At 70.8% G+C, this 24,301-nt stretch carries 30 protein-coding genes; 11 read left to right on the forward strand and 19 right to left on the reverse strand.

Features of this window, described 5'->3' with window-relative positions; genetic code table 11:
* Nucleotides 1–26 precede the first annotated feature (26 nt).
* From ASF89_RS02010 to ASF89_RS02045, 8 genes are all read right to left on the reverse strand, one after another.
* Nucleotides 27–521: a tetratricopeptide repeat protein gene (locus ASF89_RS02010; RefSeq protein WP_055811593.1), complete on the reverse strand. Its 495-nt coding sequence runs from the start codon at nt 519–521 to the stop codon at nt 27–29.
* Between the two features lie 13 nt (nt 522–534).
* Complete coding sequence (locus ASF89_RS02015; RefSeq protein ID WP_156463295.1) at nt 535–810, reverse strand: hypothetical protein; 276 nt, start codon at nt 808–810, stop codon at nt 535–537.
* A complete protein-coding gene (locus ASF89_RS02020; RefSeq protein ID WP_235483951.1) occupies nt 779–1,030 on the reverse strand; it encodes a hypothetical protein in 252 nt (83 codons plus the stop codon). Before ASF89_RS02020 ends, ASF89_RS02015 begins: the two co-directional genes overlap by 32 nt.
* 128 nt (nt 1,031–1,158) lie before the next feature.
* Entirely contained in the window at nt 1,159–1,623 is a 465-nt protein-coding gene (locus tag ASF89_RS02025) for a prevent-host-death protein (RefSeq protein ID WP_055811604.1), read from the reverse strand.
* A gap of 63 nt (nt 1,624–1,686) precedes the next feature.
* On the reverse strand, nt 1,687–2,631 hold the full coding sequence (locus tag ASF89_RS02030) for a MerR family transcriptional regulator (RefSeq protein ID WP_055811606.1): 945 nt from the start codon (nt 2,629–2,631) through the stop codon (nt 1,687–1,689).
* A 157-nt stretch (nt 2,632–2,788) separates the two neighbouring features.
* Nucleotides 2,789–3,223, reverse strand: coding sequence for a GNAT family acetyltransferase (locus tag ASF89_RS02035; protein ID WP_055799495.1), 435 nt, complete (start codon nt 3,221–3,223; stop codon nt 2,789–2,791).
* A 92-nt stretch (nt 3,224–3,315) separates the two neighbouring features.
* Nucleotides 3,316–3,849, reverse strand: coding sequence for a GNAT family N-acetyltransferase (locus ASF89_RS02040; RefSeq protein ID WP_055811609.1), 534 nt, complete (start codon nt 3,847–3,849; stop codon nt 3,316–3,318).
* Between the two features lie 76 nt (nt 3,850–3,925).
* Nucleotides 3,926–4,480, reverse strand: a complete 555-nt coding sequence (locus ASF89_RS02045; protein WP_055811612.1) for a GNAT family N-acetyltransferase — start codon at nt 4,478–4,480, stop codon at nt 3,926–3,928.
* A gap of 262 nt (nt 4,481–4,742) precedes the next feature.
* Between ASF89_RS02045 and ASF89_RS02050 the strand changes: the two genes are divergently transcribed.
* Both ASF89_RS02050 and ASF89_RS02055 read left to right on the forward strand, forming a co-directional pair.
* Nucleotides 4,743–5,201, forward strand: coding sequence for a hypothetical protein (locus ASF89_RS02050; RefSeq protein ID WP_055811615.1), 459 nt, complete (start codon nt 4,743–4,745; stop codon nt 5,199–5,201).
* An 18-nt stretch (nt 5,202–5,219) separates the two neighbouring features.
* Nucleotides 5,220–5,621, forward strand: coding sequence for a hypothetical protein (locus tag ASF89_RS02055; protein ID WP_156463297.1), 402 nt, complete (start codon nt 5,220–5,222; stop codon nt 5,619–5,621).
* Between the two features lie 218 nt (nt 5,622–5,839).
* Here ASF89_RS02055 and ASF89_RS02060 read toward each other — a convergent pair whose 3' ends face one another.
* Together ASF89_RS02060 and ASF89_RS02065 are read right to left on the reverse strand one after the other, a co-directional pair.
* Nucleotides 5,840–6,853, reverse strand: a complete 1,014-nt coding sequence (locus ASF89_RS02060) for a hypothetical protein (protein ID WP_055811621.1) — start codon at nt 6,851–6,853, stop codon at nt 5,840–5,842.
* A gap of 146 nt (nt 6,854–6,999) precedes the next feature.
* Nucleotides 7,000–7,869: a hypothetical protein gene (locus ASF89_RS02065; protein WP_055811631.1), complete on the reverse strand. Its 870-nt coding sequence runs from the start codon at nt 7,867–7,869 to the stop codon at nt 7,000–7,002.
* A 111-nt stretch (nt 7,870–7,980) separates the two neighbouring features.
* Here ASF89_RS02065 and ASF89_RS02070 point away from each other — a divergent pair, with 111 nt between their 5' ends.
* Entirely contained in the window at nt 7,981–8,718 is a 738-nt protein-coding gene (locus ASF89_RS02070; RefSeq protein ID WP_055811636.1) for an SDR family NAD(P)-dependent oxidoreductase, read from the forward strand.
* Nucleotides 8,719–8,798: 80 nt separating this feature from the next.
* On the opposite strand, the gene ASF89_RS02075 is transcribed toward ASF89_RS02070, so the two are convergent.
* The 5 genes from ASF89_RS02075 to ASF89_RS02095 form a co-directional block, all read right to left on the reverse strand.
* Entirely contained in the window at nt 8,799–9,251 is a 453-nt protein-coding gene (locus ASF89_RS02075; RefSeq protein ID WP_055799517.1) for an RbsD/FucU family protein, read from the reverse strand.
* Between the two features lie 9 nt (nt 9,252–9,260).
* On the reverse strand, nt 9,261–10,319 hold the full coding sequence (locus ASF89_RS02080) for an ABC transporter permease (RefSeq protein ID WP_055811638.1): 1,059 nt from the start codon (nt 10,317–10,319) through the stop codon (nt 9,261–9,263).
* Nucleotides 10,312–11,919, reverse strand: a complete 1,608-nt coding sequence (locus tag ASF89_RS02085) for a sugar ABC transporter ATP-binding protein (protein ID WP_200913471.1) — start codon at nt 11,917–11,919, stop codon at nt 10,312–10,314. Before ASF89_RS02085 ends, ASF89_RS02080 begins: the two co-directional genes overlap by 8 nt.
* Nucleotides 11,919–12,920, reverse strand: coding sequence for an ABC transporter substrate-binding protein (locus ASF89_RS02090; protein ID WP_200913472.1), 1,002 nt, complete (start codon nt 12,918–12,920; stop codon nt 11,919–11,921). The genes ASF89_RS02085 and ASF89_RS02090 overlap by 1 nt, the downstream gene beginning before the upstream one ends.
* A 172-nt stretch (nt 12,921–13,092) precedes the next feature.
* Nucleotides 13,093–14,061 carry a sugar phosphate isomerase/epimerase gene (locus tag ASF89_RS02095; protein ID WP_200913473.1) on the reverse strand — a complete coding sequence of 323 codons (969 nt, stop codon included), beginning with the start codon at nt 14,059–14,061 and terminating at the stop codon, nt 13,093–13,095.
* Nucleotides 14,062–14,224: 163 nt separating this feature from the next.
* Between ASF89_RS02095 and ASF89_RS02100 the strand changes: the two genes are divergently transcribed.
* From ASF89_RS02100 to ASF89_RS02110, 3 genes are all read left to right on the forward strand, one after another.
* The gene (locus ASF89_RS02100; RefSeq protein ID WP_156463298.1) at nt 14,225–15,181 is read left to right on the forward strand and encodes a ribokinase; all 957 of its coding nucleotides are present in this window, start codon (nt 14,225–14,227) and stop codon (nt 15,179–15,181) included.
* Nucleotides 15,129–15,869 (forward strand): DeoR/GlpR family DNA-binding transcription regulator, encoded by a 741-nt coding sequence (locus tag ASF89_RS02105; protein ID WP_055799533.1) that lies wholly within the window; start codon nt 15,129–15,131, stop codon nt 15,867–15,869. The genes ASF89_RS02100 and ASF89_RS02105 overlap by 53 nt, the downstream gene beginning before the upstream one ends.
* Nucleotides 15,870–16,020: 151 nt before the next feature.
* Nucleotides 16,021–16,821, forward strand: coding sequence for an SDR family NAD(P)-dependent oxidoreductase (locus tag ASF89_RS02110; RefSeq protein ID WP_055799536.1), 801 nt, complete (start codon nt 16,021–16,023; stop codon nt 16,819–16,821).
* 88 nt (nt 16,822–16,909) lie between these two features.
* Here the strand turns inward: ASF89_RS02110 and ASF89_RS02115 are convergent, their stop codons facing one another.
* The gene (locus ASF89_RS02115; protein WP_055811644.1) at nt 16,910–17,503 is read right to left on the reverse strand and encodes a sugar O-acetyltransferase; all 594 of its coding nucleotides are present in this window, start codon (nt 17,501–17,503) and stop codon (nt 16,910–16,912) included.
* A 24-nt stretch (nt 17,504–17,527) separates the two neighbouring features.
* Here ASF89_RS02115 and ASF89_RS02120 point away from each other — a divergent pair, with 24 nt between their 5' ends.
* Together ASF89_RS02120 and ASF89_RS02125 are read left to right on the forward strand one after the other, a co-directional pair.
* Nucleotides 17,528–18,115 carry a DUF1349 domain-containing protein gene (locus ASF89_RS02120; RefSeq protein ID WP_055800721.1) on the forward strand — a complete coding sequence of 196 codons (588 nt, stop codon included), beginning with the start codon at nt 17,528–17,530 and terminating at the stop codon, nt 18,113–18,115.
* A gap of 299 nt (nt 18,116–18,414) precedes the next feature.
* Nucleotides 18,415–18,861, forward strand: coding sequence for a YdeI/OmpD-associated family protein (locus ASF89_RS02125; RefSeq protein ID WP_055811647.1), 447 nt, complete (start codon nt 18,415–18,417; stop codon nt 18,859–18,861).
* A gap of 114 nt (nt 18,862–18,975) precedes the next feature.
* On the opposite strand, the gene ASF89_RS02130 is transcribed toward ASF89_RS02125, so the two are convergent.
* Genes ASF89_RS02130 through ASF89_RS02140 form a run of 3 tightly spaced genes read right to left on the reverse strand, consistent with a single transcriptional unit; the run spans nt 18,976 to nt 21,711 of the window.
* Nucleotides 18,976–19,653 (reverse strand): methionine ABC transporter permease, encoded by a 678-nt coding sequence (locus ASF89_RS02130; protein WP_055799544.1) that lies wholly within the window; start codon nt 19,651–19,653, stop codon nt 18,976–18,978.
* Nucleotides 19,646–20,683, reverse strand: a complete 1,038-nt coding sequence (locus ASF89_RS02135; protein ID WP_055811651.1) for a methionine ABC transporter ATP-binding protein — start codon at nt 20,681–20,683, stop codon at nt 19,646–19,648. Before ASF89_RS02135 ends, ASF89_RS02130 begins: the two co-directional genes overlap by 8 nt.
* The gene (locus tag ASF89_RS02140) at nt 20,680–21,711 is read right to left on the reverse strand and encodes a MetQ/NlpA family ABC transporter substrate-binding protein (protein WP_235483952.1); all 1,032 of its coding nucleotides are present in this window, start codon (nt 21,709–21,711) and stop codon (nt 20,680–20,682) included. The genes ASF89_RS02135 and ASF89_RS02140 overlap by 4 nt, the downstream gene beginning before the upstream one ends.
* 160 nt (nt 21,712–21,871) lie before the next feature.
* Between ASF89_RS02140 and ASF89_RS02145 the strand changes: the two genes are divergently transcribed.
* The 3 genes from ASF89_RS02145 (at nt 21,872) to ASF89_RS02155 (ending at nt 24,126) form a co-directional block, all read left to right on the forward strand.
* The gene (locus ASF89_RS02145) at nt 21,872–23,119 is read left to right on the forward strand and encodes an acyl-CoA dehydrogenase family protein (RefSeq protein WP_082489711.1); all 1,248 of its coding nucleotides are present in this window, start codon (nt 21,872–21,874) and stop codon (nt 23,117–23,119) included.
* Between the two features lie 329 nt (nt 23,120–23,448).
* Entirely contained in the window at nt 23,449–23,637 is a 189-nt protein-coding gene (locus ASF89_RS02150; protein ID WP_055811654.1) for a hypothetical protein, read from the forward strand.
* A 276-nt stretch (nt 23,638–23,913) separates the two neighbouring features.
* Nucleotides 23,914–24,126 (forward strand): hypothetical protein, encoded by a 213-nt coding sequence (locus ASF89_RS02155; RefSeq protein WP_055811657.1) that lies wholly within the window; start codon nt 23,914–23,916, stop codon nt 24,124–24,126.
* The last annotated feature ends 175 nt before the right edge of the window (nt 24,127–24,301 follow it).

Consider the following 24,301-nt stretch of genomic DNA (forward strand, 5'->3'; position numbering starts at 1 on the left):
GCCAGCCGCCAGCCGCCGGCCGCCGGTCACGTCTCGGTGAGCGCCGCCGCGTAGGCCTTGACCGAGCGGTGGTAGCGGGGGAGGGTCGGCTCGAGGGCCTCGACGGCGACGCGCAGGGCCTCGTCGGCACGACCGGCGCTGTGCAGCGCGAGGGCGAGGAAGACGCGAGGGGCCGCACCGGTCGCCGGGTGCTCGGGGGCGTCGCGGAGCATCGCGATGGCCTCGTCGACGCGCCCGATGTTCCGCAGGGTGGAGGCGTGCTGGACGACCATCCGGGCGGCGCGATCGGGGTCGACGGCGTCGAGACCGGCCGCCGTCGCTGCCGTGTAGTGCCGGTCGGCCTCGACCTCGTGCCCGCCCGAGTCGTAGGCGCCGCCCAGCTCGAACTCGCCCAGCGCGGGGTGCGGCGCCTCGTCGGCCAGCACCTGCACGACCTCGATCCGCCGCTGATCGTCGATGGTCTCGTCGGCCCACGCGGCGGCCACGCGCGCCTCCCAGCCGTCGCGGTCGTCGCTGCTCATGCGCCCACGCTAGTCAGTCCCGGGGCTTCTCCGACGGCTGCGGGGTGCCCTGTCTCCGCCGCCTCCGGGCCATCAGAGTGCGGATGAACCCGATCTCCAACGCGATGCCCATCACGAGGGCGCCTCCCGCGATGAGCAGGTCAGCGCCTTGCATGCCGGTCGACAGGGCGTAGATCGGTATGGCGATGATGATTCCGGCGCAGATGACCACATTGCCCGCCGCACCGATATCGGTGGAGGACGTCGATCTGTCTGGCTCATCGGGTGTCGGCATCGTCGTCGCGCTCACTTCGTCTCGTTCGGTGGTTCGTGTGGACGTGCTCGAGAAAGACCGTCCGCCCTTCCACGAAGTACCAGACGCGTGCCGTGCCGCGGGCGGTCGGCTTGTGCTGCCAGCGCTCGAAAGCCTCGCCGCCGCGGTCGATGGTCCCGAGTTCGCCGCGGAGTCGGTAGTTCGTCGGCGTCGTCGTGAGCGGCGTGCTCGTCAGGAAATCCCGCGTGTCGGTCATGGCGTTACGGATCGTCGACGTCAGGTCTCGCCATCCCCGGGCTGCCTCGGACGTCGCGAACCGGAGCTCGTACTCGATCTTCTTCGGCGGGCGGGGGACGAGCTCGCCCCTCTTCGTCGTCGCCACGGCTAGGGGCGATCGACGATCTGGTCGGCCTCATCGTCGAGCCACTCGAGATCCACACGGCCGAGCCCGGCGGCGACGGCCGTGGCGGTCTCTTTCCAGGCCGCCAGCTCGACGGTCACGAGATGCGACTGATCGGTGGAGAAGGAGGCGCGCGCCGCGTCGAGGAGATCACGCGCGCAGGTCTCGCGGTCGCCGGGCGACAGGGCGAGCATCCACGGGAAGGCCCGTGACATGCGTTCGCTCAGAGTGCCCTCCGTGTCGACGGTCGCCGTGATCAGCTGAGCGGCGAGGTCGAGGAGCGTCGTGCGCCCGACCGCCTCGCGCAGCGACATCAGGACGAGGTCCTCACCGTCACGACGGGTCACCGTCACGGGGTGGTCCTCGGCCTCGGCGAACACTTCTGCGGAGTGCTTGCTGAGGTCGGACGATCGACGGGTGCGGGAGCGGCTCTCGGTCGTCTGGCTCATGGGGCTACTTCATTCCGAACATGTTCGGAAGTCGAGCCGGCACCGGCCGGGCAGGTGCCTCGGTCAGCGCAGGCCGGGCGGGAGGGGCGACTCCGTCATGAGCTCGGCGGACAGCTCGAGACAGCGGAGACGGGCGGGCGAGAAGTCGTAGGGCATCGTGCCGAGGGCGTCCATCGCGGTGCGGGGCGCGCGTCGAGCGCCGTCGGCCCGGGCAGGGGAACCACCGGCACCGCCGTCGTCGGCCGGCGGGTGCAGCTCGTCCCAGAGGTCGATCAGCGCGAAGTCCTCGTCGGGCTCTCCGGACTCGACGATGGCGGCGAGCAGTCGCTCCTCGAAGGCGTGCCGCTCGGCCGCCACCTGCGCCACCCGCGGGTCGTCGACCGCGACGGTGTCGTCGAGGGCCTCTTCGGCGGCGTCGACGCGGTCGGACTCCGCGCGGAGGTCGGGTCGCGAGGCCAGCAGGATGAACCGCCCGGCCTGCATCGCGGCGCCGAGAGGGCTCAGCATCCGCTCCGACACGAGCAGCGTGTCGAGGTCGGACTGCCGCAGCGATCCCTCGGGCAGGTGCTCGAGACGACGGGCGACGAAGTCGTCGAGCAGCCCCAATCGACTGCCCCGGGTCCGCATCCGCTCGACGGCCGCCCGCTGTCGCGCGAGCTCCGCCTCGCGGGCTGCGAGCGTGGTCTCGAGGCGCTGCAGGACGTCGGTGACGTCATCGTCATCGCCTCCTGCAGCCGCAGCGGCATGGATGGGAGGCCCCTCGGACCCCGCGCCGCCGAAGGCCCCGCGGATGTCGTCGAGCGAGATGCCCGCGTCGGCCATCGTGCGGATCCACAGCAGTCGGATCATGTCGTCGTACCCGTAGCGGCGTCGGCCGTCGCCGCCCCTCTCGGGTGCGGGCAGCAGCCCGAGCTGTTCGTAGTGGCGGATGGCGCGCGGCGTCGTGCCGACGAATGTCGCGGCATCGCCGATCTGGACCTGGCGCGGCGGGATGAACGACGGGTGCATGAAGGGGCCTTCCTCGGCGGACGGAGCGGGACGGGGACGGAGAAGAGACGGGAGCGGAACCGGGAACGCAGCCTCTGCGACCCCACGGACAACCAGACCACATGACGCTACGGAAGCCGCAAGCCCCACCCGCGGCCCAGACCCCGCATCCGCCGCCTCAGACCCCGCCGACCTCATCGCTCTCGAGGCGCTTGCCCATGCTCACGGCCTCGTACGTCTCGTAGCCGAGGCTCTCGTAGAACGCCAGGACGTCGGTGTTGTCGGGTCGCACCTGCAGCTGCACCTTCGCGCAGCCGAGGGCGGCGAGCATCGACTCGGCCTCGCCGACGAGCGCTCGGCCGAGCCCCGTGCCGCGCTGCGAGGCGGCGACGGCGAGGTAGTGGATCCACCCCCGGTGCCCGTCGTAGCCGACCATCGCCGTGCCGACGACCGACCCGTCGTCGTCCGCGACGAGGAACAGCTCGGGTTGCGTCGTCGTCTTGCGCCGGATGTCCCGGTACGGGTCGTTCCAGGGTCGGGTGAGCCGCGCCTCCTGCCAGAGGGAGACGACGGCCTCGGTGTCGGCCTCGGTGAACGCTCGGATCTGAACCATCCTCCGAGCCTGACACGAGGAGGCGCGGCGCCGGGAAGCAGGGAGGCGCACCTGGGGAGAACGCGAGGCGCACCGAGCCCTGTGATGGGCTCTCAGCGCGGGGTGGGGGCGGGGAGCGGCACCGAGTACTTGAAGCCGACGTGCGAGTCGACGAAGCCCAGGCGCGTGTAGAAGCGGTGGGCGTCGGTCCGTGCCGCGTCGGAGGTGAGCTGCACGAGGGGCGTCTCGAGCTCGACGGCGGCCTCGTCGGTCACCCAGCGCATGAGCGTCCCGCCGATCCCCGACGACCGCACGCTGCTCGAGACGCGGACGGCCTCGACGAGCAGGCGGGAGCTCCCGCGGCGGGCCATGCCGGGGATCACCGTCAGCTGCAGCGTGCCGACGACGGCGCCGTCGGGGCCGGCGACCACGACGATGTCGTTGCCCGGGTCGGCGATGATGTCGGCGAGAGCCCGGGCGTAGGCGTCACGGTCGTCGTCGCTGGCCGTGTCGCCGCGGCCGGCGCTGACCGGGTCGTCCGAGAGCAGCCGCATGATCGCCTCGAGGTCGTCCGGGGTAGCCCGGCGGACGACGAGAGGCGTGCCGCCGGTGCGGAGGGTCGAGGGCAGTGTCAGTCGATCGATCACAGTGACATTCTCTCAATCGCCCTGCCCGCGCCTCCTACCCGACCGGAGTGATCCCGGCCCGACCGCGCCGGCCCCGCTACGGCGTCGAGTCGGAGCCGGCGAGCGGTCCCGTCGACGCGCGATCGAGTCTCAAGCCGAGCACGGTCCGCACGGCGATGCCGCCCCCGCCCCCGCCGCGGTCGTCGTCGAGCCGGGTCATGCCGATCTTGCGGGCGACCCGCTCGGACGACGTGTTGTCGGGGTGGATGATGGCGACGAGCTCGTCGGCGATCTGGTGCTCGCGGGCGAGGTCGCGGCATGCGGCGGCGGCTTCGGTCGCGAGCCCCCGCCCCTGCAGCTCCGTGCGGACGTGGTATCCGACCTCGAGCTTCGGCTCGCCGTTCACGTCCTGCCAGGTCAGACCGCAGTCTCCGACGAAGACGCCCTCGCGGGTCTCGATGATCCACAGCCCGAAGCCGTCCGCGGCGTAGTTCTCCTCGTTCCAGGCGATCCACCGAGCGGCCTCGTCGCGCGTCTTCGGTGCCGGGTAGAACTCCATCACCCGGGGATCCCCGAGGAGGCGCGCCATGTCATCGAGATCCCCCGACGTCATCGGCCGGAACCGGAGGCGCGGGGTCGCAGCGGGGAGCACACCAGCACTGTAGTCACCGGCACCCACCCCGACCGCCCGACCCCTGGTCAGCACGGCCGGGAGCGAGCACACTGACGCCATGATCTTCTCCGTCATCGCCCCACTGGTGCTGGGCGCGGCCTTCGTCGGCCTGTGCCTCGTCCTCCGAGACGAGCATCGTGCCCGCCGCGCTCGCCGCGGCCGCCCCGAGTAGTCGCGCCGGCCGCTCGTCGGGAGGTGGGGCGGAGGTCCGGCAGGCCGCTCCGGGCGTTACCCTCGCGATGTGAACAACCTCTGGGTCCGCGTGAAGACCTCCTCGGGCGCCCGGCTGTGGGTGCTGGCCCTGGCGGCTCTGACGCTCGTCTGCCTCATCGTCGGATTCGTGGCCGTCGGCGTCGGCGTGAGCAATCTCTCCGGCCTGTGCGGGGTGCTCGACGAATTCGGCAATGAGACGCTCGAGTCGTGCGAGCGCGACGCCTCGAGTCTGGTGTGGGGCGGCGTGCTCGCGGTCGTCGGACTGTTCCTGGCCGGCTTCACGGGGCTGGCCGGCGCCGTCGTGTGGTCCGTCGAGGGGCTCCGCCGCCCCTCCGACCGGCCCGCCGCCGGAGCGGACGGCCACCGTGCTGGCGCGACGGACGGCGATCGCGCCGCCGTAGCCGACGGCGACCGCATCGCTGCGACGGACGGCGATCGCGCCGCCGTGACGGACGGCGAACGGCCCGCCGCGACGCCCCAGAGCTGAGACGTTGCGGGGGCGTTCGTGATGCGACGATCAGCCGTCGAGCGCCATCCCCGTGCCGACGGTGGCGCTCGACGGGTGCTCGCCGTCGTGCTGTGCGTGGTCGTCGTCTTCGTCGCGGCGTGGTTCGCCGCCTCGATCCCCCGGCTGTTCCTCGTCCTCGGGCTGCACACCGCGGGAGGTCGGCTCGGGTGGTGGCTCCGCGATCCGAACAACGATGACGGCGAAGAGACCTTCGCGACCATCCTCGGCGTGATCGGCATCGGCGTCGTCGGCACCGTGGCGGTCCTCCTCAGCGGCCTCGCGGTCGCGTTCGAGAGACGGGCGTGGCCCGTGCTGCCCGCGGCTGCGGCCGTCTGGACCCTGCTGACGCTCGTCGACGTCGGCGCCGGGCTGCTCGATGAGATCCGCTGGTTCGGCTGAGCCGGATCCCTCGGCGCTGAGGAGCCCGCCGTGTCCGCCCAGCGGTCGTGCCGCCTCCTTCCGGGCTGCGGACGCGGCCTGACCGACCCCGGGCGGGGTCTCATCGGGAGGCAGCTATTACGCATCGATGCGTGATAGCTGGCGGTGCGGGACATGCCCCCCTGGGTGGGAGCCGGGGCGGGAGCCGGCACGGGACCCGCACCGGGCTGAGATCCGGGCTAGGGCTGCTGCTCCGCTCGCGGTGCAGCCCCGTCGCTCTCGCCAGCGGACCCGGCTGCGACAGCCTCGCCGGCGCGCACCCACCTCCGGGACCGCGAGATGCGCACCAGCATCAGAGGCAGGACCACCAGCAGGATCGCGGCGAGGACGATGAGCAGCACGAGGCTGAAGACGTCGACCTCGTCCAGCAGTCGCGTGATCTGCTGGATCATCAGCCCCGCGTACAGCAGCGTGATCCACGCCACCTGGAACGGCAGGGTGATGCTCGAGACCTGCGCGTAGATCATCGCGGCGTCGCGCTCGGTGGGGTCGAGGTCGACCCGGCGGCGCCCCAGCACGGCCTTGCCGACCTTCTTCAGCAGCGTCGTGTCGCCGCCGGCGCTCTCGCGCAGAGCACGGTTGAACGGTGCCGAGACGATCATGCAGGTCAGGGCGGACCCCGTGAACGCCAGCCCGAGCGCGACCAGCAGGCTCTCCGGCGCGTCCTCGAAGCCGACGAACGCGACGAGGGCGAAGGAGGCGGCGATGAGGACCGCCCCGAACACGAGCGCGATGATGACGACCTTCCGCCGGATCTCGCGCTGCGCGACCGGGGCCCACGGCGGCGCCCCCGCGCGATCGGCCTGCTCGCGCCGCAGCAGGGCGGGGCCGACGACGACCGCCGCCGCGGTCAGCGCCGCGCCCACCGCGACGAACAGCACGGAGACCCACACCGGCGCGCCGTTGAGCACGCCGTACGCCACGACCCCCGCCGCCCCCACGACCTCGGCGAGCCCGACGCCGAGGTACCAGCCCCGCAGGAGGCGCCGGCCGGCCGCGCCGCGCCGGACGTCCCACGTCGCGAGCAGCGACCCGAGCACGAGCGGCCCCCCGCCGAGGAGCAGCACCCCGAAGACGGCGAGCATCAGGGTCCACTCGTCCTCAGGAGGCGCGACCCCGAGAAGGAGGAGCGGCGCGGCGATGATCAGCCCCGTCAGGAGGAGGACGGACGCGACGGATGCCAGGATTCTCATGATGCGTGCCCCCCGGGCGGTCGCGGTCGAGGCCCCCGCAGCAGTGCTGACGACCTCTCACCAACCTAGGCCAACCGGCCGACGACGATCATCGCCCGGCCCGGCGAGCCTCCCGCGCCGGCCCCGCACGGGCCGCCCTCACCGCCTCAGGGCTCGAGCCCCTCCGGCACGGGGTACCCGGCGAACGGCTCGGCGCGGCGCTCGAACTCGGCGCGGCGCGATTCGGGCAGCAGCCCGTTCGCCCCGTACGACAGGGCGATGGTCTCGGGCTCCCACCCCTCGTCCTCGGGGCCGGCGAGGCGTTCGGCGAAGGTGCCCTGGGCGTCGTCCTTCGACAGATCCTGGAACGTGAACGAGAGCCACTGGCCGGTCGGCCCCTCGATGCCGCCCGAAACGATCACCTGCTCGGGCAGCGTCGTGCCGCCGGTGTACTCGAGCCGGTCGGCGTCCGATTGCGGGTAGCGCTCCTCGTCGAACACGGGCTCGGACCAGCCGTGTCGGGCGGCGACCTCGCCGATGATTGCGACCGCCGCCTCCTTCTCGGCCCACGTCCGCGGCACCGACGAGGTCTGCTCGGTCGGCAGGTTCACCACCTGCAGCAGCGACTCCCCGCCCCACCCGTTCTCGACCGGGAACGTCACGTCGATGTCGGCCTGATCCCCCGGAGGCGCGACCCACCTCACCGAGAACCGCTCGGTCAGCGCCGTCTTCATCTCAACGACCATCGCCTCGCCCTCCGCCAGGCCCTCTTCGAGGCTCGGCCCCGCGAGCACCTCGTCGACGCCGATGTCCACCCGGCCGGGGTGCTCGCTCCAGTCGAGCTCGGTCTCGCGCCCCGAGGCGTCGACGACCGTGGTGATCACCGGTCCCGGCGACAGCAGCCAGGCCAGGCCGCCCAGGCCGAGGGTGGGCACGAGCAGAGCCAGGACGACGACCGAGACGACCGTCCCCCGACTGCTCGACCGGCTCCTCCTGCCGTCGTCGGCGGCGGGCGGCTCGTACGTGTCGGAGGGCATGGGGCCGAGTCTCGGGCAGATCGGCGGGCCTCCGCGTCCACCGCGAGGAGGACGGACCGCGCCGGAAGGGGGATCCAGGACGGTGGGAGGCGCGGGGTCCAGGATGCAGGGATGGCACACATCCTCGTCACCGGCTCGACCGACGGCCTCGGCCGCGGCGCCGCCGAAGCCCTGCTCGACCAGGGGCACCACGTCGTCGTCCACGCTCGCAGCGGCTCGCGCGGAGAGGTGCTGCAGCCCCTCGTCGACCGCGGAGCCCGACTCGTCGTCGCCGACCTCTCCGACCGCGACGCCGTCACGGCGCTCGCCGACGAGCTGAACGCGCTCGACACCCCGCTCGACGCCGTCATCCACAACGCGGGACTCATCCGCGGTGCCGCCATGATGCCCGTCAACGTCGTCGCCCCGTACCTGCTCACCGCTCTCGTCACGGCGCCGACACGGCACGTGTATCTCAGCAGCGGCATGCACAAGAGCGGGACCGCCTCGGTGCTCGACGGCGTCGACTGGGCGGGGTCGCGCGAGACGGGGTCGTACTCCGACAGCAAGCTGTTCGTGACGGCGCTCTCGGCGGCTGTCGCGCGCCTCCGGCCCGACCTGCGGAGCAACGCGGTCGACCCGGGCTGGGTGGCGACGAAGATGGGAGGCGCGGGGGCGCCCGACGACTTCGAGCTCGGTCACCGCACCCAGCGACTGCTGGCGCTCGGCGAGCTGGGCGAGGTCAGCGGGGCGTACTGGTTCCACGACGAGCAGCAGCGGCCGCACGACTCGGTCGGCGACGAGGGGTTCCAGGACGCCGTGCTCGCGGTGCTCGAGCGCGAGACGGGCGTCGCGCTGCCGCAGCGCTGAGCGTGGGTGTGAGGCGGGTCCCCGTCATCGGCGGCGGGTCAGCGCTGACCCGCCCCGGATGACGGGGCCCGCCGCACCTGTCACACAGGCTGCTCGACCACGCCCTTGCGGAGGATGAAGCAGCCGTACGGCCCCCAGTCCGACGTCCGCACGACGGCGAACGAGCGCCGCGCCGCCGCGTAGAAGTCGAACCGCTCCAGTGCCTCGACGGCGACCGGTCGCCCGGCCGCCGCGTCGAGCATCTCCTGGAACGCCTCCTGCACCGGCACGACCCGGTCGGGGTCGCCGACCACCTGCATCCGCTTCACCGGGGCCGGCACGAACGTGTCGAGCGGCATCAGCGACAGGATCGCCGCCCCGGCCCGCGGCAGATCGCAGCCGGCCAGATCGATCACCCGTCCGTGGGTCGTGTCGGCCGCGATCGACGCCGCCGGGTGGTTCACGTCGCAGAGCAGCAGGTCGTCGCCGTGGCCCATCGACATGAGCACCATCAGCAGCTCGGCCGTCAGCGCGGGGTCGATCCCCTTCAGCATGATCGCGTCCTACTCGCGAGCCGAGGCCCGGTTGTTGATCTGGTCGAACGCCACGGCCACGAGGATCAGCAGGCCGATCGCGATCTGCAGATAGAACGAGTTCACGGCCAGCAGGTTGCCGCCGTTGTTCAGCACCCCGATCAGCAGAGCCCCGCACGCCGCGCCGATCGCACTGCCCCGGGCGCCCGACAGGCTCGCCCCGCCGATCACGCACGCCGCGATGGCCTGCAGCTCGAACCCGGTGCCCGCGGTCGGCACCCCGGCCCCGAGTCGCGAGGTCAGCAGCACCCCGCCGACCGCCGACAGCAGCCCGGCGATTCCGTAGACCGTGATCGTGACCAGCCGCACCGGCACGCCCGCCAGTCGTGCCGCCTCCGGGTTCGATCCGACGGCGTAGACGTAGCGGCCGAACACCGTGCGCTTCAGCACGAACGCCGCGATCGCCGCGATGACCACGAACAGGATCAGCAGGTTCGGGATGCCGACGACCGAGCCGTTCGCGATCTCCTGGAACCCGTCGGGCAGCCCCTGGATGGTGTTCGCGTCGGTGATGACGAGCACGACGCCCCGGGCTATGCCGAGCATGCCGAGCGTCGCGATGAACGGCGGCAGCTTGAACCTCGTCACGAGCAGCCCGGTGATGATGCCGAGCACGGCGCCGACCAGGGCGCCGAGGAGGAGCGCGAGGGGGATCGGGACGCCCGCCACGAGCAGCTGGGCCGTCGCGGCGCCGGCCAGCCCGAGGATCGACCCGACCGAGAGGTCGATGCCCCCGGTGAGGATCACCATCAGCTGACCGATCGCGAGGATGCCGTAGATCGACACCTGACGCGCCAGGTTCGCGAGGTTGTTCCCGGTCAGGAAGTCGTCGCTCAGCAGAGTCAGCGCGCCGAACACGACGAGCAGGACGACGAGCACGCCGCTCTCGCGGCCGGCGATGCTGCCGAGCGTGGTGACCTTCGGCTTCGCTGCGGCCCGGGCGGCGGCGGCGGCCGAGGCGTCGTCGCCGTTCCGCACCACCCGGATGGTCGTCGTCTCGATGGGTTCGCGCCACATCAGCTTAGGCATTGGGTACTTCCTCGATGTTCTGTCGGGCGACAGGGTCGGAGTGCGGATCGTGACTGAGCGGCGGGATGCCGCGCAGATGGTCGGCGGAGTCGTCGACCCCGCCGCTGGCGAGGCGGAGCACGTCCTCCTCGGAGGCGCCGCCCGGAAGCTCGCCGGCCACGGCGCCCTCGCGGAGGACGACGACGCGGTCGGCGAGGCCGAGCAGCTCGGGCAGGTACGACGAGACGACGATCACGGCGAGACCGCGTCGGGCCAGGTCGTTGATGACGTCGTAGAGCTCGCCCTTGGCGCCGACGTCGATGCCCTTGGTCGGCTCGTCGAACATGATGACCTTGGGCTTCGTCAGCAGCCAGCGGGCGAGCAGCACCTTCTGCTGGTTGCCGCCCGAGAGGGTCGACACGGGCTGGTCGTACGAGCCGGCGCGGATCCGCAGGCTGTCGAGCAGCGCATCGGCCTCGGCGGCCTGCGCCCTGCCGGGGAGCAGGCCCTTCCGCGACCCGACCCGCAGACTCGCGATCGTCACGTTCTCGCGGATCGACAGCTCGGGCAGCAGTCCGAGCACCTTGCGGTCCTCCGTCAGCAGCGCGATGCCGGAGTCCATCATCGTGCGGGGTCCGTCGGCGCGGACGGCCACCCCGTCGATCAGGATCTCGCCCGACGCGACGGGCTCCGACCCGAACACGTTGAGCAGCAGCTCGCTGCGACCCGACCCGAGCAGCCCGCCGATGCCGAGGATCTCGCCGCCTCGGGCCTCGAGGTCGACGGGCGGGCTGTCGGGCGTCCGCTTCAGGGCCCGGAGGCTGAGGCGCGACGGCAGGACCTCGCGCGCCTCCTCGGGATAGAGGGACGACACCTCGCGACCGACCATGGCGTTGATCAGGGTGTCCTCGGTGTAGTCGCTCATCGGGCCGCTCTGCGAGAGCTCGCCGTCACGCAGCACGGTGACCCAGTCGCCGATCGCGAACATCTCCTCGAGCCGGTGCGTCACGTAGAGGATGGCGACGCCCTCCCGCTGGAACTTCCGGATCTGGTCGAGCAGACGGTCCGACTCGGCCTCGGTCAGCGCGGTCGTCGGCTCGTCGAAGACGATCACCTTGACCGCGTCGGCCGTGACGACCTTCGCCACCTCGACCAGCTGCTTCGTCGCCGCGGGCAGCCGCTCGACGATCACGTCGGGGTCGACGTCGTCGAGCCCGAGGGAGTCGAGCACGAACCGGCAGCGGTCGTGCAGGTCGCGCGCCCGGATGACCCCCGAGCGCGAGGGCAGTCGACCCATGAACATGTTCTCGCCGACCGACAGGTGCGGCAGCAGGCTGAGCTCCTGGTACACGGCCTGCACGCCCGCGGTGCGGAGGGCCGCCGGGGAGGCGGTGGTCACCGTGGCCCCGTCGATCTCGTAGTCGCCCGAGTCGCGAGGCACGGCCCCGGTGAGGATCTTGATCAGGGTCGACTTGCCGGCGCCGTTCTCGCCCGCCAGGCAGTGCACCTGCCCGGGGACGAGCTTGAGCGAGACGCCGCTGAGGGCCTGCACGGCGCCGTACGCCTTCGAGACGTCCGTGAGCTGCAGCACGGCGGTGCCTTCGGGCTCGCGGATGGGCATCAGTCGATCTCGGCGGTCTGGGGCTCGAGCAGCGACTTGATCTCGGGGGTCTCCATGTTGTCGCGGTCGGCCACCGCGACGCCGGGGTCGAGGCTCGCCGGCGGGATGCGGCCCTGGGTCGCCATCGCGGCCTCGACGACGCCCTGATAGCCGAGGAACCACGGGTTCTGCACGATCAGCGCGTCGATGCTGCCGTCGGCGAGGGCGGCGTTCTCGGCCGGGTCGGAGTCGAACGCGACGACGGCGATGTCGTCCGCCGCGTCGTTGTCCTTGATGGCCGTGGCCGCGCCGACGCCCGAGCTGTTGTTGTCGGCGAAGACGCCCACGAGATCCGGGTTGGCGGAGATCGCGTCGTTCACCTGCGAGGCGGCGGTCGCGATGTCGTTGTTGTTGTAGCTCTGCAGGCTGGAGTCGATGTCGGGGCAGTCGACGGCGAGCCCGGCGCGGAAGCCGGCGTCGCGATCCTGGTTGGCCTCGATGCCGGCGATGGGCGCCTCGACGAGCACCTTGCCCGTGGTCGTGCCCTGCTCGGTAAGCAGCTGGCACATGCGCTCGCCAGCGGCCGTGCCGGCGAGCACGTTGTTCGTGCCGATGTGGCCCTCGATCTCGGCCGTGACCTTCGTGTCGGCCGTGATGACCTTGATCCCGGCCTCGCGGGCGGCGTCGATGGAGGTGTTCAGCGCCTCGCTCGAGCTCGGTGCGATGAGGATGGCGTCGGCGCCGCGCGAGACGGAGTTCTCGACGAGCTGCACCTGGCCCGCGATGTCGGTCTCGGAGGTCGGACCGAACGTGTTCACCTCGATGCCGTAGTCGGTCGCGGCGGCCTCGGAGCCCGCCAGCAGGGTCTGCCAGTAGGCGGAGTCGCTGGCGCGGATGATGACGTCGACCTTGACTCCCGACGCCGCGCCTCCTGCCCCACCTCCGTTCGAGGCCGCCTCGGAGACCGTCGCCCGGCCGCCGACGACGCCGCCGACGAGAGCCACGAGGGCGATGGTCGCCACGAGGGAGAGTGAGAAGACTGTTCTAGATCGCGCCATTGCGTTTCCACCTAGGTGTGAGAGGGGTTCGGGGTGCTCGTGTTCGTGTTCGTGTTCGTGTTCGGGCGGTCGGCCGGCGCCTCCGGTCGACGAGCGGTTCCGGAGGCGCCGGCCGGGGAGCCGGGCGGCTCCCGTGTCAGGCGGTGCGGCCTGCGGGCGCGATGCTCATCAGCTCGTTGCGCAGACGCTGCGAGGCGATGCCGTCGGCCTGCTCGATGACCTGCGTGATGCGGTCGACGCCGACGGCCTCGATCTTCGCGATGAGCAGCTCGACGGTGGCGCGGTTGGTCTCCGCCTCCTCCTGAGCGTCCTCGCGGATCGGGAACGTGTCGAAGTAGATGACGCCGTCGTAGTCGTGGCGAAGCAGGTAGTAGAGGAACTCGATCGTCTCGAACGGGTGGATCGACCCGATCATGAGCCCGTCGTCGTGGTCGTTGTTGCCGTCGTTGAGGTGGACGCCCCAGAGCTTGCCCTCGGCGAGGAGGAGGGCGGCGCCGAAGCCGGGCGCATCGCCGGCCATGAGCATGTGGGCGAAGTCGAGGGTGGCGCCGACGTTGGGGCGGTCGATGAGCTGCAGCACGTGGAGGGTCTGGCCGACGCTGCGGATGACGGAGTGGACGCGCTCCTCGTAGGGCTTGTACTCGATGCTGATGCGCACGTCGGGGCGGTAGTCGGCGAGCTCCTGGAACGCCTCGACGATGCGGCCGAGGTCCTTCGCGTAGTCCTTCTGGAACGTGTAGTCGAAGCCGTCGAAGCCGAGCCAGACGGTGACGAGGTCGCTGCCGCCGAGGGCTGCGGCGTCGATGCCGGCCTTCGTCAGCTCGATGGCCTCACGGCGGACGGCCTCGTCGCGGTTGCTGTACTCGCCGTGGACGAAGTCCTTGCGGAACCGCATGGCCACGCTGTTGAGGGTGAGTCCGAGCTCGTCGAGGAGGGGCTTCATGTCGGCGGGCTCGATGCCGACGAAGTGCTCGGGGTAGTTGAGATCGACGTAGTCGATGCCCTGGGTCGCGCTGATGCGGCGGAGGGCTGCGGCGGTGTCTCCACCGGCGATGAACGAGTTGAGGCGCGTGGCGAACTTCATGGTGGTGACCGTACGGATCATGACAAGCATTGTCAACCCGCGTCATTCTGATTCACTTGGTTACGGGCCTCTGTGCTGTGTAGGCCGCGCTCTGCGTCTCACAGCTTTGACAATTTTTGTCATCAGCGCCTAGTCTCGGCCCTGGCGACGGCAGGTCGCCCCGCACGATGAAGTGGAGAACGGCATGACGGCGCACGCCATCCTGGTGATCGGCAGCATCAACTACGACCTGATCGTCAGTCAGGAGCGGCTGCCGCGCCGGGGCGAGACGCTCGTCTCGACGGGCTTCCGCGGCGACTTCGGCGGCAAGGGCGCGAACCAGGCCGTGCAGGCCGCGCGGCTCGGGGCCGAGGTGCTCTTCGTCGGGGCGGCGGGGGCCGACCGGTACGGCGAGCTCTGCCGGCTGAACCTCGAGAGCGAGGGCGTCGACCACCGACTGCGCCCGACCGAGGCGTCGAACGGACTCGGCATCGTGCACGTCGTCGGCGAGGGCGAGGTGCACGCGACGATCGTCGAGGGCGCCAACGCCGTGGTCACCGGGCAGTGGGTCGGCGAGAACGCCGACCTGGTCGCGTCGTCCGCCGTGGTCGTGCTGCAGAACGAGGTGCCGGCGTCGGCGAACGAGCGGGCCGTGGCGCTCGCCGCGGCCGCCGGGGTGCCCGTCGTCTACAACGCGGCGCCGGCGCGACCGGTCTCGCTCTCGATGACGCGGGCCTGCACCTGGTTCGTGGTCAACGAGGACGAGGCGGCCGAGTACCTCGGGCACCCCCTCGGCGAGGTGACGGACGACGCCGCGATGCGGGCCGTGGTGGGCGAGCTAGGCTCGTTCTGCTCGAACGTCGTGCTCACCCTCGGAAGTCGCGGCTGCTACGTCTCCACCGATCACCGGGCGGAGTTCGTGGCGGCGGTCGCGGCTCACGCGGTCGACACGACCGGCGCCGGCGATTCGTTCATCGGGGCCTTCGCCGCGGCGATCGCCGAGGGGGTCGATCCGTTCCGGGCCGCCCGCACGGCCGCGTTGGTCGCCTCGGTGACGGTCGCGGGGATGGGCGCGCAGTCCAGCATGCCGACACGGGAGGCCCTCGACGATGAAATCGTTCGCCAGACATCAGCTGATCCTCGATCGCGTCGCGCTGGGTGACTCGATCCTGATCGACGACCTCGTCACGGCGACGGGTGCGTCACCGTCGACGGTCCGACGGGACATCCGCGAGCTCGAGCAGTCCGGTCACGTCGTGAGCCTCCGAGGAGGCGCGATCCGGGCCGAGGAGCGTGCGGCCGAGCTGCCCGCCGCGATGAAGTCGAAGATCAACCGCGACGAGAAGGTCGCGATCGCGAGGGCGGCGGCCGCGATGGTGGTCGAGGGCGAGACGATCTACGTCGACTCGGGCACCTCGCTGACCGAGTTCATGGTGGCTCTGCCGAACATCGCGGTGCACGTGATCACGTCGAACACGCAGGTGCTCGGGATGGTGCCGCGCCCCAAGGTCACGGTGACCGCGCTGGGCGGCGACTATCTGCCCGACATCGGCTCGGTGGCGGGCACGATGACCGACCGCCAGCTGGAGGACCTCTACTTCGACCGGGCGTTCATCGGCGTGACCGGCATCGACGCCGACGCCGGTGTGACCACGTTCGACATCCGCGAGGCCAACAAGAAGCGTCTCGTCCAGGCCCACAGCCGAGAGACCGTCGTGCTCGCCGACAGCAGCAAGTTCGACGTGGTCTCCCTCTGCCGCTCGTTCGGCCTCGCCGCCTGCACGGTCGTCAGCGACCGTCACGCCCCCGTGCTCGACGCGGCCGCCGCCTACGTCGTCGCCGGATCCTGAGTCCGGTCCGTCACGAAGACGCGGTGCGACGGCTATCGTCCACGGCATCAGCCAGTGAACGGAGAGAGCATGTCCCGGCATTCAGACAGACCGCACCACGTCGATGAGGCACGGGCCCTCGTCGCAGACGCCGTCGAGGCGGTGAGCTGACATGGATCTCGGGATCGGCGGACGCAGAGCTCTGGTCACCGGAGCGGACTCGGGCATCGGATGGCACACCGCGCAGCAGCTGCTCCGCGAGGGCGTCGTGGTGGTCATCACCGACATCGACGGAGGCAGGCTCGATGCCGCGGCAGCGGAGCTCGAGGCTGCTGACGGGACGCTGTTCGCGTTCCCCGCCGACATCCGCGACGTGGCCTCGCTCGAACGGCTGCACGCCTCCGTGCGGGACGCGGTGGGGACGATCGACATCCTCGTCCAGTGCGCCGGTGTTACCGGAGCGCAGGGTATGTTCCACGAGATCGATGACGAGGGCTGGGTCAGCACCATCGAGACCGACCTCCTCGGGCCGGTGCGGCTGGTGCGCGAGTTCCTCCCCGATCTCCGAGCCGGGGGATGGGGCCGCCTCGTGCTGACGGCGTCCGAGGACGCCGTCCAGCCGTACGACGACGAGCTGCCGTACTGCGCCGCGAAGGCCGGCATCCTCTCGTTCGCCAAGGGCCTGTCGAGGTCCTATGCCACGGAGGGCCTGTTGGTGAACACCGTCAGCCCGGCGTTCATCGCGACCCCGATGACCGACGCGATGATGACCAAGCGGGCGGACGAGAACGGGACGTCGTTCGAGGAGGCCGTCAGCTCGTTCCTCGAGGAGGAGCGTCCGTATCTGGAGCTCGGGAGGCGCGGCGAGGCGGATGAGGTGGCCAGCGTGATCGCGTTCCTCGTCTCGGATCGGGCGAGTTTCGTCAACGGGAGCAACTACCGCGTCGACGCCGGATCGGTCGCGACCATCTGACCGGAGTCCGTGGTCGCCGACCGGTCGAGCGGACCGGCGTGAGCGTCGTGCCGCCAGACGTCGGGCGGCAGGCGGCAGGCGGCGGGCGTCAGGATCCCGGCGCGACGTCTCGGATGACCCTCGCGGGGTTGCCGACGGCCACCACTCCGGCGGGGATGTCGCGGGTGACGACCGAGCCCGCCCCGATGACGCTGTCGTCGCCGATGGTCACGCCGGGGCAGACGATCACCCCGCCGCCCAGCCAGACGTTGTCGCCGATGGTGATCGGCCGGGCGGCCTCGAGCTTGTCGCGCCGCGGCTGGGGCTCGACGGGGTGCGTGGGGGTGAGCAGCTGCACGTTCGGCCCGATCTGGCAGTCGTCGCCGATCGTGATGGCGGCGACGTCGAGGGCGGTGAGTCCGTGATTGACGAAGGTGCGGGCGCCGATGCGGATGTTCTCGCCGTAGTCGACGAACAGCGGAGGTTTGACGTAGGCGTCCGCGCCGAGCCACCCGAGCAGCTCGTCGAGCAGGGGCCGGGCGGCGGCCTCGTCGTCGATCGCCGCGCGGTGGTAGGCGTCGGTGAGCCGCATCGCGCGTCGCGCGAGCCGGGCGCTCTCGGGGTCGTCGGCGATGTAGAGGTCGCCGGCGAGCATCCGCTCGCGGTTGGTGCGGTCGTCTCCGGCGAAGTGATCGACAGTCATGTGTACGAGCGTACGCTGATCGTCATGACCGACCTCGACTGGAACTCCGGCACCTGGACGACGACGCCCACCCGAGTGGAGGTCGCAGCGGACGGGATGCGCGTCACCGCCGCCGAGGGCAGCGACGCCTGGCGCACCACCTCGTACGGCTTCGTGCACGACACCGAGCACGCCCTTCTCGCTCCCTTCGCTCAGGACACCGCGGTCGAGGTGTCGTTCCGCCTCGACTTCGCCGCGCAGTTCGATCAGGCGGGCCTCTTCGTCAAGGTCGACGAGGCGACCTGGATCAAGGCGGGGGTCGAGCGCAGCGACGGCGAGGACAGCCTCGGAGCCGTCGTCACGCGCGGCGTGTCCGACTGGTCGTTGTCCCCCGTCTCGGGTTGGCACGGTCGTCTCGTCACGATGCGCGCGAGCCGGTCGGGCGACGCGCTGACCATCCGGGCGAGGGTGGACGACGAGCCGTGGCGGATGGTGCGGGTCGCACCCCTCGACGCCGATGCGGCGGTGACCGCCGGGCCGATGTGCTGCGCTCCGTCCCGCGGCGATCTCACCGTCCTCTTCACCGCGTGGCGGAGCGTGGCCGCCGATGCGAGCCTGCACCCCGACGACTGACCCGTGACGGGCGACGCCGAGGGAGGGGCGGGGCCGGCATCGCGCACCCCTGCGCGGCGGCCCCACCCGGAAGCACGAGGACCCGAATCCCCGTACCCCGAAGCCGGAGAGTGAACTGCCCCCGACGTGCTGGAGAAATTACCCGGTCTGTCAGCGGCAGGTGCGGTTCTTGTTCGATGTCGAACCATGCTCCGAGTGTCCGTCGGGTCGCCGCCCGTCCAGCGGTGCGACGGACGGGGTCGCGGATGCGGGTCCACGTCGTGCTCGCGCGATCGAGACGCGCGTGGCACTGTCAGACCATGCGCTTCGAGACGACGATGTTCCAGGCCGGTCACAACACCGGCATCGAGGTGCCCGCCGAGGTGCTCGAGGCCCTGGCGGGCGGGCGGCGTCCCGCCGTGCGCGTGACTCTGGGCGACTACTCGTTCACCTCGACCGTCGGCGCCATGGGGGGACGCGCGCTCATCCCCTTCTCCGCCGAGAAGCGTCGTCTGACCGGCATCGGCGGCGGCGACGCCCTGCAGGTCGACATCGAGCTCGACACGTCGTCTCGCGAGATGCCCGTCCCGGCCGACCTGGGCGAGGCGCTCGAGGGCGCCGGGGTCACCGCCGACTTCAAGGCGCTGGCCCCGAGTGCTCGCAAGGCCCACATCGTCTCGGTCGAGGGGGCCAAGACCGACGCGACGCGGGCGCGACGCATCGACGGCGTCGTGCAGAAGCTCCTGCAGTCCCGCGCCGGGGTCTAGGTCGCGGCGCGCGGTCGGCTAGCGGCGCGCGTCCTCCTCGGCGGTCGCGGTGGATCAGCAACCCGCACCGTTCCCGACGGGCCGGCGCTGATCGCAGTCGACCGTCGACCGCTGCTAACCGGCCGGACCCTCATGCAGCACCCTGCGCGCGACGAGGTTGCCGAGCAGTTGGGCGACCTGGACGAGCACGATGATCAGCACGATGACGGTGACCATGACGACCGTGTCGAACCGCTGATAGCCGTACGTGATCGCCAGGTTGCCGAGCCCCCCTCCGCCCACGAGGCCGGCCACGGCGGTCGCGTCGACGAGGGCGACGAAGATGTAGGTGAGTCCGAGGACGAGCGGTCCCAGCGCCTCCGGCACGACGATCGTCGCGAGCACGCGCACGGGCGAGGCCCCCATCGCGGCGCCCGCCTCGACCGAGCCCCGGTCGACCGCGACGAGGTTGGTCTCGGCGATGCGGGCGATCGAGAACGTCGCCACGATCGTGAGGGCGAAGATCGCCGCGTTCGTGCCGATGCTCGTGCCGATCACGACCCGGGTCAGTGGGGAGATCGCCACGATCAGGATGATGAAGGGGATCGGCCGGATGACGTTGATGACCGCGTTCAGCGCGGTGAAGACCACGGCGTTCTGCAGCAGGTTGCCTCGACGGGTCGAGTAGAGCACCAGCCCGAGCGCGATGCCGAGCACCGTCGCCAGGATGAACGACACGGTCACCATCTGGAGGGTCTGCAGCAGCGCTGTCACGATCTTGGGCCACAGCACCGCGGCGTCGAGGTCACGCATCGGCGGTCACCTCCGACACGATCGTCGTGCGCCGCAGATCCACGACGGCCGCGTCGATCGCGTCGTCGTCGCCGAGCAGCTCGATGGTGAGGTCGCCGAAGAGCCGGGACTGCAGCTCGCTGACCCCGCCGTAGACGACGTTGAAGTCGACACCGTGGGTGCGGGCGATGCGCGACAGGAACGGGTCGTTCGTCTCGCGGTCCTCGACGTGGAGGCGGACGATGCGGCCGGTGTGCACCTCCCTGATCCGGTCGAGCGCCCCCGGTGTCGCCTGGTGGTGCAGCACCGACGACACGAACCGCTTCGAGGTCGGGTGCTGCGGGTCGGCGAAGAGGTCGTACGTGGAGCCGCTCTCTATCACCTCGCCGCCCTGCATCACCGCGACGCTGTCGGCGAGCTCGCGGATGACATCCATCTCATGCGTGACCAGCAGGATCGTCAGTCCGTACTCGTCGTTGACCCGCCGCAGCAGGTCGAGCACCTCGCCGGTCGTCTGGGGGTCGAGGGCGCTCGTCGCCTCGTCCGAGATCAGCACGTCGGGTCGGTTGGCCAGCGCCCGGGCGATGCCGACCCGCTGTTTCTGACCGCCTGAGAGCTTCGCGGGGTACTCGAGCGCCTTGTCGGTCAGCCCGACGAAGTCGAGCAGCTCGTCGACCCGGTCGACCGTCTCGTCGCGCGAGAGGCCCGAGAGACGCAGGGGGTAGGCGATGTTGCCGTAGACGGTACGTGACGAGAGCAGGTTGAACTGCTGGAAGACCATGCCGATCCGTCGACGGGCCGCGTAGAGCTCCTTGCCCTTCAGCGATGACACCTCGCGTCCGTCGACGACGACCCGGCCGCTCGTCGGCCGCTCGAGGGCGTTCACCGTCCGCAGCAGGGTCGACTTGCCCGCCCCCGAGTACCCGACGATGCCGAACACCTCGCCGCGCCGCACCTCGAGGCTCACGTCGCGGAGCGCGTCGAACCGACGACCCTGCACGGTGTACGACTTCGACACGTGCTCGAACGAGACGACCGGGGCGGCCGTCACGACGTGATCTCGCGCGCGGCCGTCTCGAGCTCGGCGAGGGTGCTGCGCAGATCGTCGGCCGGCACCTCGACCAGCTGCGTGTTGCCGAACGACTCCTTCTCCAGGGCCTCGGCCACACGCGGGTCGGCGTACGCCTCGTCGAGGAGGGCCCAGGCCTCGTCGTCGGTGTCGTCGGCCCGCGTCACGACGGCGTTCACGTAGGGGCGGGACTCATCGCTGAGCGAGTCGTCGAGGTAGAGCGCGTCGTCGGCGTCGATCTCCTGCGTCGGGTCGAAGTACGAGGTGCCGACGACGACGGCGTCGAGGCTCGGGTCGTCGAACTGCGTGGGGATCGTCGTCGCGCCGATGGGCACGAACTCCAGGTCGAGGTCGTTGCCGGTCACGTCGTCGACGGTCGGGTAGACGCCGACGTCGGGTCCGAGCTCGATGAGCCCCGCCGCCTGCAGGATGAACAGCGCCCGGGCGCCGTTCGAGGCGTCGTCGGGGATGGCGATCCGGTCGCCCCGCCCGAGGTCGTCGAGCGAGTCGAGGGTGGCCGAGAAGACGCCCCACTGCGTGATGGTGGTAGAGAACACGGGAGTCAGGTCGGTGTCGTTCGCGACGTTGTACGCGCTGAGGAACGCCGTGTGCTGGAACGCGTTCGCGTCGACCTCACCGGTGACGAGCGCCGAGTTCGGCAGAGTCCAGTCGTCGAAGTTGACCCACGTGACGTCGAGGCCCTCCTCGGCGGCGACGGTCTTCACGGTGTCCTGCAGGTCGCTCTCGCCGCTGCCGGCGATCGTCACCGAGAGGCGTTCGCCCGACCCGGATGCGCTGCCGGCGGCCTGGGCGTCGGAGCCTCCGACCGCCGTGCCGGCCCAGAATCCGCCGCCGACGAGTGCCGCGGCGGCGACCGCCCCGAGGCCGGCGAGGAGCCCGCGGCGCCGTCGGCGGCGCGAGTCGTCGAGGGAGGCGCGGAGACCGGAGGGTGCGCTGCCTGCGGTGGTGGACTGCGGTGCGTCGTGCGGTGCTGCGTCGTGATCGGACACGGTGACTCCTGAGGTCGGGGCGGGTGATGGCTGTGAACCCTGCCAGAGGCGCTGCCCGTCATGCACGACATGTGTCGCCAGCTTTCCCCGTGTTTCGTGACGTTTCGTCATGTGACAGGCCGCTGTCGCGAGACGGAGCGGACATGGCACAACAGACCACATGAGCGAACACAGCAGAGCCCTCGACGAGCGCCTCGAATCGGTCTTCGGCCCCGTGATCGAGGCGATAGCCGCCGGTGCCGTCGAGCGCGAGCGCGACCGCCGCCTCCCTTACGACGAGGTCGCGGCCCTGCGGGCGGCCGGGTTCGGCGCCCTGCGGGTGCCGACGGACTTCGGGGGGTGGGGCGTCACGCTCGAGCAGGAGTTCCGCCTCCTCATCCGCCTCGGCGCGGCCGACTCGAACCTGCCGCAGCTGCTGCGCGGGCATGTCGCGTTCGTCGAGACGCAACGGGCGCAGCCCGACGGGGAGCTGCGCACCGAATGGCTCAGGAGGCTCGGTGCCGGTGCCGTCCTCGTGGGCAATGCCCAGGCCGAACGCGGCGGCGCGACCACCATCGAGACCCGGCTCGACGAGAGAGACGGCCGTCTCGTGTTGAACGGACGCAAGTTCTACAGCACGGGGACGATCTACGCCGACTGGCTCTGGGTCGGGGCCATGCGGGGCGATGAGCCCGTCGCCCTGGCCGTGCCGGCCGATGCGCCGGGGGTCTCGCGCAGCGACGACTGGAACGGGTTCGGTCAGCGACTCACAGGCAGTGGCACGACCGTGTTCGACGAGGTCGAGGTCGACCCGCGGCAGGTGCTCCCGTGGCGCGAGAACGCGGAGCGCCGCCCGCTGGCCTTCACCCAGGGGCTGTACCAGCTCGTCCTGCTCGCGGCGCAGGCCGGCACCGCCCGGGCCGTCCTCCGTGACGCGATCGACTTCGTCCGCCCGCGCACCCGCACGTTCGGCGTGCCGGGCGTCTCGCGACCGAGCCAGGACCCCTCCGTCCAGAGCGTCGTCGGTCGACTCTCGGCCATCGCGTCGTCGGTCGAGGCGATCACGCTCTCGGCGGTCAGGGGTCTCGAGGCCGCCGAGGGTGAGGACTCGGCCGGCGACGACCACTTCCAGGCCGCTCTGGCGGCGGTCTTCGAGGCGCAGCAGGTCGTGCTGCCCCTCGTGCTCGAGGCCGCGACCTCTCTCTTCGAGGTGGGCGGCGCCTCCGCCGTCGATGCGAACCGCTCACTGGATCGGCACTGGCGGAACGCCCGGACCGTCGCCTCGCACAACCCGGCGATCCACCGCCAGCGCGCCCTGGGGGACCACCGGCTCAACGGCACACCCTTCCGTGTCGGCCCCAGCTCTGCGGCGCCGAACGCCCAGACTGAGGATTCGGGCAGCGTCAGAGTCCATCGACGAGTCTCCTGACCGTTCTCCTCACCCGAACCGAGGACCAGCCCGAAGCGGGCCGCCTCCGTTCGCCCGGGATGCCCCTTTCGCGACTTCTCCTGGCATGACACCGCTGCTGCCCGCCAGAGGGTCGTTCATCGGGGCACCTGCTCGAGCCCGTCTTCATCGGCCGAGGTCAAGTGGGGCCTGGCCTGCGAATTCGCGTATGCCTGTCCCGCAAGAATGCCCGGTGAAGGGGGTCTAAACGCTACAGCCGTCCGTTGCTCATCGGATACGCTCACGCCTCAACCGAATGCACAAAGCGGCCGCCCTCGGGATGGGACCTAGCCCACCTCTAGGATCGTCAGATGATCTCGAAAGCGCGTCGACGCGTCGTCACCGTCGTGGCGGTCTGTCTTGGCCTCGGGGTCAACGTTGCGCTCGCCATGACGACTGATGTCCACAACGTCGTGCGCTACCTAGCCGCTCTGGTGGTCACCGTGGCTGTCTGCTGGCTCGGCACCCGCACGAAGGCCAACGTCGGCGGCGACGAGTAATGCAGTCACGCATTCCTTGTACCGATGAACGGCGTTATGGGTCAGTCAAACGTCTCGGCAGACTGAGGTCGGCTGCCTGGCCGTCTCGATAGCCGATCGGCTCATGGTGCGAGCTGGCGCGTGCCGCGACGCCAGGCGAGGGAGTCCGTGGATGATGGTGCGGCACATCTCGTTACCTGGATCGTACTCGAGGCGGTCAAGCCCAGGTTCCTCCGTGCCCTACGTTCGTCGTGATGGATCGACGCGCTAAAGCCGCGCCTCAGTAGGAAGTACACCGTGACTAAGCGACCCAAGGCCTTGACCCTTGCCTTTATCCTCTGCGCCCTCGGCTTCATCATGGTGGTGCTGGAAGGTGTGCTGGTGCCGTTGACGCCAGATGGCACCGGCGTCGACTTCGGACTGATCTTTCTCTACCTCGCCGGGCTGGGCCTCGGTATCAGTGGTCTCGTCGTCGGACTAGTGGCCATCTTCGTACGGTCGGGCCGATAGCCAGGGTTCACTGGAGAGCCGTGGCGCATTCGCGGCCCTGGCTGTCTGGGCACAGAACCGTGGTCTTGCCTGGCCATCAACTGCGGCTCGACCTGGGAGCTACCCAACGTGCCCAGGACTCTTATGTGCCGAGCGCTTCTGCAAGCACGGTGCGGCTTAGGTGTCCGATAGACGA

Source organism: Frigoribacterium sp. Leaf172, assembly GCF_001424285.1.
Classification (GTDB): domain Bacteria; phylum Actinomycetota; class Actinomycetes; order Actinomycetales; family Microbacteriaceae; genus Frigoribacterium.

Bases quoted from the DNA above. Each gene is read 5' to 3' on its own strand.
- ASF89_RS02145 (WP_082489711.1), top strand. From the start codon at position 21,872: ATGAGCGAACACAGCAGAGCCCTCGACGAGCGCCTCGAATCGGTCTTC.
- ASF89_RS02030 (WP_055811606.1), bottom strand. From the start codon at position 2,631: ATGCACCCGTCGTTCATCCCGCCGCGCCAGGTCCAGATCGGCGATGCC.
- ASF89_RS02075 (WP_055799517.1), bottom strand. From the start codon at position 9,251: ATGCTGAAGGGGATCGACCCCGCGCTGACGGCCGAGCTGCTGATGGTG.
- ASF89_RS02115 (WP_055811644.1), bottom strand. From the start codon at position 17,503: ATGACTGTCGATCACTTCGCCGGAGACGACCGCACCAACCGCGAGCGG.
- ASF89_RS02120 (WP_055800721.1), top strand. From the start codon at position 17,528: ATGACCGACCTCGACTGGAACTCCGGCACCTGGACGACGACGCCCACC.
- ASF89_RS02130 (WP_055799544.1), bottom strand. From the start codon at position 19,653: ATGCGTGACCTCGACGCCGCGGTGCTGTGGCCCAAGATCGTGACAGCG.
- ASF89_RS02100 (WP_156463298.1), top strand. From the start codon at position 14,225: ATGACGGCGCACGCCATCCTGGTGATCGGCAGCATCAACTACGACCTG.
- ASF89_RS02025 (WP_055811604.1), bottom strand. From the start codon at position 1,623: ATGAGCCAGACGACCGAGAGCCGCTCCCGCACCCGTCGATCGTCCGAC.
- ASF89_RS02150 (WP_055811654.1), top strand. From the start codon at position 23,449: ATGATCTCGAAAGCGCGTCGACGCGTCGTCACCGTCGTGGCGGTCTGT.
- ASF89_RS02110 (WP_055799536.1), top strand. From the start codon at position 16,021: ATGGATCTCGGGATCGGCGGACGCAGAGCTCTGGTCACCGGAGCGGAC.
- ASF89_RS02080 (WP_055811638.1), bottom strand. From the start codon at position 10,319: ATGCCTAAGCTGATGTGGCGCGAACCCATCGAGACGACGACCATCCGG.
- ASF89_RS02020 (WP_235483951.1), bottom strand. From the start codon at position 1,030: ATGACCGACACGCGGGATTTCCTGACGAGCACGCCGCTCACGACGACG.
- ASF89_RS02060 (WP_055811621.1), bottom strand. From the start codon at position 6,853: ATGAGAATCCTGGCATCCGTCGCGTCCGTCCTCCTCCTGACGGGGCTG.
- ASF89_RS02035 (WP_055799495.1), bottom strand. From the start codon at position 3,223: ATGGTTCAGATCCGAGCGTTCACCGAGGCCGACACCGAGGCCGTCGTC.
- ASF89_RS02010 (WP_055811593.1), bottom strand. From the start codon at position 521: ATGAGCAGCGACGACCGCGACGGCTGGGAGGCGCGCGTGGCCGCCGCG.
- ASF89_RS02070 (WP_055811636.1), top strand. From the start codon at position 7,981: ATGGCACACATCCTCGTCACCGGCTCGACCGACGGCCTCGGCCGCGGC.
- ASF89_RS02105 (WP_055799533.1), top strand. From the start codon at position 15,129: ATGAAATCGTTCGCCAGACATCAGCTGATCCTCGATCGCGTCGCGCTG.
- ASF89_RS02125 (WP_055811647.1), top strand. From the start codon at position 18,415: ATGCGCTTCGAGACGACGATGTTCCAGGCCGGTCACAACACCGGCATC.
- ASF89_RS02085 (WP_200913471.1), bottom strand. From the start codon at position 11,919: ATGCCCATCCGCGAGCCCGAAGGCACCGCCGTGCTGCAGCTCACGGAC.
- ASF89_RS02065 (WP_055811631.1), bottom strand. From the start codon at position 7,869: ATGCCCTCCGACACGTACGAGCCGCCCGCCGCCGACGACGGCAGGAGG.
- ASF89_RS02095 (WP_200913473.1), bottom strand. From the start codon at position 14,061: ATGATCCGTACGGTCACCACCATGAAGTTCGCCACGCGCCTCAACTCG.